General features: G+C 64.1%; 11 protein-coding genes. 5 read left to right on the plus strand and 6 right to left on the minus strand.

Annotation, left to right across the window (positions count from 1 at the left end):
- Positions 1-257: 257 nt before the first annotated feature.
- Positions 258-914: a DsbA family protein gene (locus Q7U29_RS10280; RefSeq protein WP_304741020.1), complete on the minus strand. Its 657-nt coding sequence runs from the start codon at positions 912-914 to the stop codon at positions 258-260.
- A 113-nt stretch (positions 915-1027) separates the two neighbouring features.
- A complete protein-coding gene (locus tag Q7U29_RS10285; RefSeq protein WP_304741023.1) occupies positions 1028-1516 on the minus strand; it encodes a DUF721 domain-containing protein in 489 nt (162 codons plus the stop codon).
- Between the two features lie 169 nt (positions 1517-1685).
- Between Q7U29_RS10285 and mutY the strand changes: the two genes are divergently transcribed.
- A complete protein-coding gene (gene mutY, locus Q7U29_RS10290) occupies positions 1686-2792 on the plus strand; it encodes an A/G-specific adenine glycosylase (protein ID WP_304741042.1) in 1107 nt (368 codons plus the stop codon).
- Here mutY and Q7U29_RS10295 read toward each other — a convergent pair whose 3' ends face one another.
- Positions 2793-3062 (minus strand): DUF2798 domain-containing protein, encoded by a 270-nt coding sequence (locus tag Q7U29_RS10295; protein WP_304741025.1) that lies wholly within the window; start codon positions 3060-3062, stop codon positions 2793-2795. It lies immediately after the preceding gene.
- 149 nt (positions 3063-3211) lie between these two features.
- Here Q7U29_RS10295 and Q7U29_RS10300 point away from each other — a divergent pair, with 149 nt between their 5' ends.
- A complete protein-coding gene (locus Q7U29_RS10300; RefSeq protein ID WP_304741027.1) occupies positions 3212-3664 on the plus strand; it encodes a PaaI family thioesterase in 453 nt (150 codons plus the stop codon).
- 172 nt (positions 3665-3836) lie between these two features.
- Here Q7U29_RS10300 and Q7U29_RS10305 read toward each other — a convergent pair whose 3' ends face one another.
- Positions 3837-5117 carry a flavin-dependent oxidoreductase gene (locus tag Q7U29_RS10305; protein WP_304741030.1) on the minus strand — a complete coding sequence of 427 codons (1281 nt, stop codon included), beginning with the start codon at positions 5115-5117 and terminating at the stop codon, positions 3837-3839.
- 125 nt (positions 5118-5242) lie between these two features.
- Between Q7U29_RS10305 and Q7U29_RS10310 the strand changes: the two genes are divergently transcribed.
- Positions 5243-5860 (plus strand): glutathione S-transferase family protein, encoded by a 618-nt coding sequence (locus Q7U29_RS10310; RefSeq protein ID WP_304741043.1) that lies wholly within the window; start codon positions 5243-5245, stop codon positions 5858-5860.
- Positions 5861-6004: 144 nt separating this feature from the next.
- Here Q7U29_RS10310 and Q7U29_RS10315 read toward each other — a convergent pair whose 3' ends face one another.
- Entirely contained in the window at positions 6005-6928 is a 924-nt protein-coding gene (locus Q7U29_RS10315) for a LysR family transcriptional regulator (RefSeq protein ID WP_304741032.1), read from the minus strand.
- 85 nt (positions 6929-7013) lie between these two features.
- Here Q7U29_RS10315 and Q7U29_RS10320 point away from each other — a divergent pair, with 85 nt between their 5' ends.
- Positions 7014-7439: a nuclear transport factor 2 family protein gene (locus tag Q7U29_RS10320; RefSeq protein WP_304741035.1), complete on the plus strand. Its 426-nt coding sequence runs from the start codon at positions 7014-7016 to the stop codon at positions 7437-7439.
- An 18-nt stretch (positions 7440-7457) separates the two neighbouring features.
- Positions 7458-7862 carry a RidA family protein gene (locus Q7U29_RS10325; protein ID WP_304741038.1) on the plus strand — a complete coding sequence of 135 codons (405 nt, stop codon included), beginning with the start codon at positions 7458-7460 and terminating at the stop codon, positions 7860-7862.
- Positions 7863-8068: 206 nt separating this feature from the next.
- Here the strand turns inward: Q7U29_RS10325 and Q7U29_RS10330 are convergent, their stop codons facing one another.
- The gene (locus tag Q7U29_RS10330; protein ID WP_304741040.1) at positions 8069-8755 is read right to left on the minus strand and encodes a glutathione S-transferase family protein; all 687 of its coding nucleotides are present in this window, start codon (positions 8753-8755) and stop codon (positions 8069-8071) included.
- Between the last annotated feature and the right edge of the window lie 350 nt (positions 8756-9105).

Here is a 9105-nt window from a genome sequence, read left to right on the forward strand (position 1 = left end):
CAAACGGGTGATCAGCATCCTCGGAGTACCGGCGCTGCTGGAAGCGCTGGAGCCCTCTACCGCCTGACGAAGATTCTTGTGCCCTCCGTAAACGCCGCCGTGTCCTAATCCAAAAAAACCGCGACTTCTCACACAGCCTGGAACGCCGGGACCCATAATCCCGGGCGCCAATCGTGAAAAAGGTTGCCACCACATCGCAAAAACGAGAGATCACGCGGTATGGGTCCCGGCTCAAGGCCGGGACGACAGCTTTGGAATCAGCTCTTCAGCAGCGCCTTGATCTTCTTGTCGAACTCCTCGAACGAGGTCGCGCCCTTGACCATCTCGCCATTGATGAAAAAGGTCGGCGTCGAATTGACCTTCAGCACCTCGCTGGCGAACTTCTGGTCGGCGGCGATCTTGTCGAGCAGGGCCTGATCCTTCAGGCACTCCTCGACCGCCTGCTGGCTGAGGCCGGCCTGCTTGCCGATCCGCGTCAGCGTCTCGGTGGTGTTCTTCGACACCCAGTCGTTCTGCTGCTTGAACAACATGTCGATGACGGCGAAATATTTGCCGGCATCCTCCTTGGCGATGCAGCGCGCCAGCATCGAGCCCGCCGCGGCCTTGATGTCGAGCGGGAATTCGCGGAACACCCAACGGATCTTGCCGCTGTCGATGTATTCCGACTTGATCTTCGGAAACACGTTTTCGTTGAAGTGCGCGCAGTGCCCGCAGGTCATCGAGGCGTATTCGGTAACGGTCACCGGCGCGGTGGCGAGCCCGAGCGCCATGTCCGGCAGCGACCCCGGCTTGGCGACGTCGGATGCGCTCTGCGCCATCGCGCCGTCGATCAGGCGCAGCGGAGAGAACCCGGCAAGCAGGCCAAGCCCGGCCAGTGACAGGGCGGCGGTGAAGGCGCGGCGCGTGATGATCAAGGGTTTGCTCCCGGATTGGCGCGTTCACGCCCGACGACATAAGGAACCGTTGGCTAGCTTGAAACGGTAATTGTGGCAATGGCGGGCCGCCACTCCGGGCCCCCGCAAGAGCCTCAATTTCGCTTGATCGATGCGCCGAGCCGCGCCAGCGCCGCCCGCAATTCCTCGTCTTCGACCGCATCAAGGGTTTCGGCGACCTTCGCGACCTCTTTGGGATCAGGGGCACGGGAAGCCGCCGGCCGTTCCCGCCGCGACAGCGGCGCCTGCCGCAGCGCCAGCCGGCCGACCGCGCTCCAGCCGAAGAAGCGGTTGACCCGCTGCAGGATGACGTCGGAGGCGTGCTGGATCTCCAGCGCCATCGGACCCTCGACCCGCAGCACCAGGGTGGCCGGCTCCTGCGGCTGCCCCTCCACCGGCCGCGGCCACTGGATTTTGAGGGGTTGCGAATGCGCGGCGAATTCGGGCCCGGCGATTTCCCCCCAGCGCGTCACCAGCTCGCGCGCGGCGAACCCTTGCCTGGCATAGGCGTCGGAAAACACGTCGCCGAGCAGGACGGACAACGGCCTGGCGCTGATCGGACCGGGTCTTGAGAAGCGTGCCATGGGGGACCTTATAGCACGCGGCAATGGAGCGGGAACCGCCCGGATCGTCATGGCCGGGCTTGACCCGGCCATCCACGTCTCGGATCAACGCGTAAAGAAAGACGTGGATGCCCGCGACGAGCGCGGGCATGACGTGGAGAGATTGGCGCTCCGCAACTACATTGGTTTCATGAATTCTCCGGCACCCGCCAAGACACGACCACGTGGAGTTGCTTCAGCCGGCCGCCCCGCGCTGCTGCTGGCCTGGTATGACCGGCATCGCCGCAGGCTGCCGTGGCGGCCGCTGGCCGGGGAGCGGGCCGATCCGTACCGGGTGTGGCTGTCGGAAATCATGCTGCAGCAGACCGGCGTCAAAACCGTCGGGCCGTATTTCGAGAAGTTTCTGGCGCGCTGGCCCGGGGTCGAGGCGCTGGGCCGCGCCTCGCTCGACGATGTGCTGCGGCTGTGGGCCGGGCTCGGCTATTATTCCCGCGCCCGCAATCTGCACGCCTGCGCCGTCGCCGTGCTGTGCGATCACGGCGGCGCGTTTCCCGATACCGAGGAGGGCTTGCGAGCGCTGCCGGGGATCGGGCCTTATACCGCCGCGGCGATTGCGGCGATCGCCTTCGGCCGCCGCACCATGCCGGTGGACGGCAATATCGAGCGCGTGGTGTCGCGGCTGTTCGCGGTGGAACAACCGCTGCCGCAGGCCAAACCGCTGATCCGGCAATTGGCGGCGACGCTGCTCGGCGCCGGCGACGAGCAGTCTCGCGCCGGCGACAGCGCGCAGGCGCTGATGGATCTGGGTTCCTCGATCTGCACGCCGAAGAAGCCGGCCTGCGCGCTGTGTCCGCTCAACGACGAGTGTGTGGCGCGGGCGCGCGGCGAGCAGGAGGTCTATCCGCGCAAGGCGCCGAAGAAAACAGGGGCGTTGCGCCGAGGCGCGGCCTTCGTCGTCACCCGCGGCGATCAGCTTTTGGTGCGCAGCCGCCCCGAAAAAGGCCTGCTCGGCGGCATGACCGAAGTGCCGGGTTCGGACTGGCTCGCCGCGCATGACGACAAGACCGCATTGAAGCAGGCGCCCGCGCTGAAGGCTGTCGCGCGCTGGCATCGCAAGGCCGGCGTCGTGACGCACGTGTTCACGCATTTCCCGCTGGAACTGGCGGTCTACACCGCCGAACTGCCGGCACGCGCGCGCGCGCCGGAAGGCATGCGCTGGGTGCCGGTTGCGACGCTCGGCGACGAAGCGCTGCCCAACGTCATGCGCAAGGTGATCGCGCATGGGCTGGGTAAATGATTACTTTTGCGGTGGCGCTTCGACCACGAACGCCACCAGCCGCCGCACCAGCGGAAGCAGTACGACCAGGGTCGGAAACGCGACGATCCACGACAATGCCCACGCGGCCGGCCATGTCGACACGAAAGCGGAGGTTGGCCCGAGGCTCATCAGCGTCGAAACCCCTGAAATGACGAACGTCATCAGCAACGACAGGACAAGCGGCAGCACGATCGCCGCATAGCGTGCGGGCAATTTTCCGCGCCGACGCGGATCGGGAAGGCTGGTCATGAAGTCACTCTTGCGGTCGTCTCTGGAATTCGGTCGGTCGCGGACGGCGCATATTGCATTCCCCCGCAGCCGAGCCAACCGGTGAATACGCATGCTGACATCACGCTGGCAGCAGGTCTGCGCCAGGATGGAGCCAACAGGAGGCTCCCATGATCGCAACCGCGCTCGACCATTTCACCGCGCCACCATCCTCGACACTGTTGGGATGGCGGCTGCTCGATGCCCGGCCGGAGCAGGGCTGGGTCCGGATCGGCTTCGACGGCAAGGCTGAATTCTGCAATCCGGCCGGGTTCATCCAGGGCGGAATCCTCTCCGCCATGCTGGATGACACCATGGGTCCGGCGGTGTTCGTCATGACCGAGGGCAGGCTCTACACCGCCACCATCACCATGACGGTCAACTTCCTGGCGCCGGCAAAACCGGGACCGATCTTCGGCGAGGCCGATGTCACCCAGCTCGGCAACACCGTCGCTTTCGTCGCGGGCAGGCTGATGGCGGCCGATGGCAGCGCGCTCGCCACCGCGACATCAAGCGCGCGGCTGGTCGAGACGGCGAGGGCGATTCTGCGTGAGCGCCGCGACGTGACCGCTATCGGAGTCTAGTACCCGGAATCGTAAACCGGTTTTGCAGCCCATCCTTCGAGACGCGGCGAATACGCCGCTCCTCAGGATGAGGTTCAACTTGTTGAAACACAACAACCTCATGCTGAGGAGCGAGCGACGCGAGCGTCTCGAAGCATGGGCGACAAGCGACTTGACCAATCTCACATAGTCACTAGCCGGCCCGCGTCGCTGCCGCAATCTGCACGATCGGCGGCTTGGCGTTGAGGCCTTCGACCTGGAAGCCGGCGACGCGCTTGTAGTTGGCGGCGATGTCTTCCAGTTCCTGCAGCGACAGCACGTCAGTGACGACCTTGTAGCCGTCGGGCGCGCGTTCCTCGACGATCTGCATCACCTGTTCCGGGCCGTTGCGCCGGTTGAGCAGGACGAGATCGGTGGTGGCGGGCCGGCGCTCGGCCTCATAGGCCACAAGCGCCGCGTTGGTCGGGCCATGCGCCAGAATTTCGCGGGTGAGGACGCGGGCGTCGAGGATGGCCTGCGAGGCGCCGTTGGAGCCGATCGGGTACATCGGATGCGCGGCGTCGCCGATCAGGGTGGTGAGGCCGAAGGTCCATCGCGGGATGGGATCGCGGTCGACCAGCGGATATTCGTAGGCGTGCGTGCAATTGCGGATCAACCCGGGCACGTCGAGCCAGTCGAACTTCCAGTCCTCGAACCACGGCAGAAAATCTTCGAGCCGGGCGCTGCGGTTGTAATCCTCCCGCCGCCACTGGTAGGTCGGCGGCATATGCCGCTCCGCCACCCAGTTGATCTGGAATCTGCCCGATGCGTCGGGTTGCTTCGAGATCGGATAGCAGACGAATTTCAGGATTTCATGGCCGGCCATGATCATGGTGCGGCCGGACAGGAACGCGTTCGACGCGGTGACGCCGCGCCACAGGATGCGCCCGTTCCAGATCGGAGGACCTTCCTGCGGATAGAGCTTTTCGCGGATGGCGGAGTGAATGCCGTCGGCCGCGATCAGGACGGTGCCGTCGTAGCTGCCCGCCGGCTGGCCGGTGGCCTTGTCGATGAAATCGGCGCGGACCCCATTCGGGGTCTCGGTCCAGCCCGCAAGGTGGTGGCTGGTCAGGATGTTTTCTGCGCCCAGCCGTTCGGTCGCAGCGTCGAGCAGGATCTGCTGCAGCGTGCCGCGATGGATCGAGAATTGCGGCCATTTGTAGCCGGCCTCGATGCCGCGCGGTTCGCTCCAGATCGGCTTGCCGTGCTTGGAAAAAAACGCCAGTTCCCTGGTGCGGACGCCGGATGCATCGAGCTGCTCGAGCAGCCCGAGTTCGATCAGCTCGCGCACCGCATGCGGCAGCACGTTGATGCCGACGCCGAGCGGTTTCAGCGCCGGCACGCTCTCGAACACTTTGGCGGCAATGCCGATCTGGTGCAGGCTGAGCGCCAGCGTCAGCCCACCGATGCCGCCGCCGGCGATGAGTACGGTCATGATACGCCCCCGTTACCGGGGCGTCATGACATGGCGGGCGGAAGGGGGCAACTGCGAAAGATTGCCGGCGGGGTGGACCATCGCACGGTGTGCCGCTAACGTCGGGCCTTCACATGAGGATCGACATGTTCAAGCTCTATTACGGCCCCGGCACCTGCGCGCGCGCTTCCTATATCGCCCTGGAGGAGGCCGGCGCCACCTACACCACCGAGCGGCTCGATATGAAGAACAACCAGCAGAACAGCGCTGAATATCTCGAGATCAATCCGAAGGGGCGGGTGCCGGCGCTGGTGACGGACCATGGTGTCCTGACCGAGACGCCGGCGATGCTGGCGTACATTGCCCAGAGCTTTCCCCAGGCGAAGCTGGCGCCATCAGACGCTTTTGCCTTCGCGCAGGCGCAGTCGTTCAACAGCTATCTGTGTTCGACCGTGCACATCAATCATGCCCACAAGATGCGCGGCCCGCGCTGGGCCACGGAAGAATCTTCCTTTGCCGATATGAAGCGCAAGGTGCCGCAGACCATGGCCGCCTGTTTTGCCCTGATCGAGCGCGACATGGTGAAGGGTCCGTGGGTGATGGGCGAGCAGTACACCATCTGCGATCCCTATCTGTTCACGCTCGCGTCATGGCTCGAAGGTGACAGCGTCGATATCGCGCAGTTTCCGAAAGTCGCCGATCACTACAAGCGGATGTCCGCGCGGCCGGCGGTGCAGAAGGTGCTGGCGGAAGAGAAGGCTTGAACGCAATACTCGTCGGCTCGGCGCACGCCGGGACCCATACTGCGTGATCTATCGATTTAAACAAGCCGTTCGTGGACCAGTTTTAACCACAACCGCCGCGGCTTATGGGTCCCGGCGCGGATGCCGGGATGACAGCGGGGGGTGTTACGCAGCCCGCCGCTTCTCCCGCTCCATCTCCCGCCCGATGCCGAGCAGGATGTTGCGCAGCCAGATCGATCCCGGATCCATCCGGGCACGCGTGGGATAGAACAAAAACTGCTCGTCGATCCCGGGATCGAGCGGCGGGGTGACCGTCACCAGCGACAATTGTTTCGCCAGCGCGCCGATCAGCCGGCGTGGCACGAAGGCGACGAGGTCGGTCCGCGCCGTGACATGCAGCGCCTCGATATAGCCGGGCACGACAAGCGCGATCCGCCGTTCTATTCCCTTGCTGCGAAGCCAGCCGTCTATCAGGTCCTCGCGCGCGCCGCGGATCACGACGGCGACATGCCGAGCCTCCAGGAACACGTCGCGCTGCTTCAGTTTTGCGCCAGCCGGATGGCCGCGCCGCACCGCCAGCGCGTCGCTGTCGGTATAAAGGCGCTGGCGGTGAAATCCCTTGAACGCGTCGCCGATCGAGATCACGAGGTCGATGGTGCGCGCGAATTCCGCCGGGAAGATCGCCGGTCCCCGCCACGGCACCACGTCGATGGTCACGTTCGGCGCCGCCCTGGTGACCTTCGCCATCAGCGGCGGCATCAGGAGTTCGACCGCGAGGTCCGGCATCATCAGGCGAAAATGCCGTTCGCTGCTGGCGGCATCGAAATCATCCGAAACGAACAGCCCGCGGATCTGGTCGAGCGCCTGCGCCAGCGGTCCGCGCAGAGCCTGCGCCCGCGGCGTCAGCTCCATGCGCGCGCCGGTTCGCACCAGCAAGGGATCGCCGATCAGGTCGCGCAGCCGCTGCAGGGCATGGCTCGTCGCCGGCTGCGACAGCCCGATCCGCATCGCGGCGCGGCTGACGCTGGCTTCCCTCAGCAGCGCCTCGAGCGCCACCAGCAGATTGAGGTCGAGCGAATTCAAATTCATGGAGTGAATATATATCATACTTACTATCGATTGGAAGAATGATGCGAGGCGCGTCATCATTGGGGCAGCCAATGGAGAAGCCGATATGAATACCGCAGCCAACAAGAAACTCGTGCAGCAGGTTTATGAAGACTCCGCCAGCCGCAGTGGCACGACCTTTGCCGACAACCTCGCCGACGATGCATGCTGGATCGTCACCGGGCAATATTCCTGGTCGCATGAATTCAGGGGGCGGGATGCGATCCAGAACGGGCTGATGGGTCATTTCCGCTCGTTCTTCGCGGTGCGGCCGCGGACCGTCGCCTTCAATTTCATCGCAGAAGGCGACTACGTCGTGGTCGAAGCGCGCGGCGACAACGTCACCAAGGCCGGCCTGCGCTACGACAATCAGTATTGTATGGTCTGGCGCATCGAGAACGGCAGGATCAGGCAGATCAAGGAATATTGCGACTCCACGCTGGTCGAGCGCGTTCTTGGAGCTTTCCCGGAAGAGCGTAAGCTGACAGGCTGATGCATGGGAGGAAATGGCATGAGCAAGGAATTTTTCAGCCCGGCGACGCTGCCGCCGCCGGTCGGGTATTCGCATGTGGCGAAGGTCAACAAGGGCACGCTGATCTATCTGGCGGGCCAGGTGTCGAGCGACGCATCCGGCAAGCTGGTCGGCGAGGGCAAATTCGAGGCCCAGGCCGAGCAGGTGTTCGCCAACGTCAGGATTGCGGTCGAGGCGGCCGGCGGCACCATGGCCGATATCGTCAAGATGAACATCTATCTGGTCGCGGAAGTCAGCCAGGACGAGGTGCCAAAAATGCGGGCGATCCGCGACCGCTACGTCAACAAGGAAAAACCGCCGGCGAGCACGCTGGTGGTGGTCAGCCGCCTGGCGCGGCCGGGCTGGCTGCTCGAGATCGAAGCCATTGCCGCACTCGACGATTGAAGCGAAAACGGCGCCCGCGAGGGCGCCGTTTTGATGATACTCCATCCTCGTCGTCCCGGCGAACGCCGGGACCCATAGCCACAGGCGCACGCGGTTACGACTGGTCGTCAAACAGCTTCGTTGAATCGATAGATCACGCGGTATGGGTCCCGGCGTTCGCCGGGACGACGTTGATAAAGCTTCACCAACGCCTCCAGCTGCCGCGATCAGGCCGCCTTCACCGCGAGGTGCTTGAACATGTTGCCGCGCGCCTCGTCGTCCATTTCCGCCTTGAACTTGAAATTGTCCTTCAGCGCGATCGCTTTGGCCGCCGCCGGCCGCGCCGAGATCTCGTCGACCAACCGCTTGACGTTGGGGTATTTCGCAAAGGCATCCTCGCCCATGATGAAGGGGATCATGCGGGCCCAGCCCCACACGTCCATGTCGACGATGGTGTAGGTGTCGCCGACCATATAGCGGCGCTTGGCGAGATGATCGTTGAGGATGCCGAAATGCCGCTGCGCCTCGAACTGGTAGCGATTATGGGCGTAGTCGATCTTCTCCGGCGAAAAGTGCCTGAAGTGGACGGCCTGGCCGCTATACGGCCCGACGCCGGTGGCGACGAACATCAGCCAGGACAGCAGTTCGGCGCGGTTGGCCGGGCTGGCCGGCGGCAGGAACTTGCCGGTCTTTTCCGCGAGGTAGAGCAGGATGGCGTTGGAGTCGAACACCTTGACGCCGTCATCGTCGATCGCGGGCACCTTGGCGTTCGGATTGACCGCGAGATATTCCGGCTTGAACTGGTCGCCGGCACGGGTGTCGACGGCGACGGGCTGATACGCGATGCCGGCTTCTTCGAGAAAGAGCGCGACCTTGGTCGGGTTGGGCGATCCGTTGAAGTAGAATTTGAGCATTGAAAACTCCCCCTGGTTTCTTGGTTGCCGAGAAAACTCGGGACACGGCAGCGTTGCCGCTGACGGTATCTCCATGCTCAAACTTTTGCGGGGAGCGCAACCGACGAGTTTGTGAGCCAGCCCCGGGTTGAAGCGAGGCCGCGACGAAAGGCTTCTGCCAGTGAGTCGCAAACGCAAAGGGGGCGCATGGCTGGGTTGCGCCGATATCGAGCCGCCGAACCTTAAGGGAAAATTCAGTCCAGGTTCCTAATTGTCCTGTACGCGCGATCAATGGCGATTGCGGGACTGGAAGCCAACGATGGCCAATCACGTTACTCCGAGCGGTCGCGAGACTTTCTTCCCGGCATCCG

It is taken from the genome of Bradyrhizobium sp., from assembly GCF_030654605.1.
GTDB lineage: Bacteria > Pseudomonadota > Alphaproteobacteria > Rhizobiales > Xanthobacteraceae > Bradyrhizobium.

Excerpts from the sequence above, each read along its gene's own strand:
- Q7U29_RS10285 (WP_304741023.1), bottom strand. The coding sequence starts at position 1,516 with ATGGCACGCTTCTCAAGACCCGGTCCGATCAGCGCCAGGCCGTTGTCC.
- mutY (WP_304741042.1), top strand. The coding sequence starts at position 1,686 with ATGAATTCTCCGGCACCCGCCAAGACACGACCACGTGGAGTTGCTTCA.
- Q7U29_RS10320 (WP_304741035.1), top strand. The coding sequence starts at position 7,014 with ATGAATACCGCAGCCAACAAGAAACTCGTGCAGCAGGTTTATGAAGAC.
- Q7U29_RS10295 (WP_304741025.1), bottom strand. The coding sequence starts at position 3,062 with ATGACCAGCCTTCCCGATCCGCGTCGGCGCGGAAAATTGCCCGCACGC.
- Q7U29_RS10305 (WP_304741030.1), bottom strand. The coding sequence starts at position 5,117 with ATGACCGTACTCATCGCCGGCGGCGGCATCGGTGGGCTGACGCTGGCG.
- Q7U29_RS10330 (WP_304741040.1), bottom strand. The coding sequence starts at position 8,755 with ATGCTCAAATTCTACTTCAACGGATCGCCCAACCCGACCAAGGTCGCG.
- Q7U29_RS10325 (WP_304741038.1), top strand. The coding sequence starts at position 7,458 with ATGAGCAAGGAATTTTTCAGCCCGGCGACGCTGCCGCCGCCGGTCGGG.
- Q7U29_RS10315 (WP_304741032.1), bottom strand. The coding sequence starts at position 6,928 with ATGAATTTGAATTCGCTCGACCTCAATCTGCTGGTGGCGCTCGAGGCG.
- Q7U29_RS10300 (WP_304741027.1), top strand. The coding sequence starts at position 3,212 with ATGATCGCAACCGCGCTCGACCATTTCACCGCGCCACCATCCTCGACA.
- Q7U29_RS10310 (WP_304741043.1), top strand. The coding sequence starts at position 5,243 with ATGTTCAAGCTCTATTACGGCCCCGGCACCTGCGCGCGCGCTTCCTAT.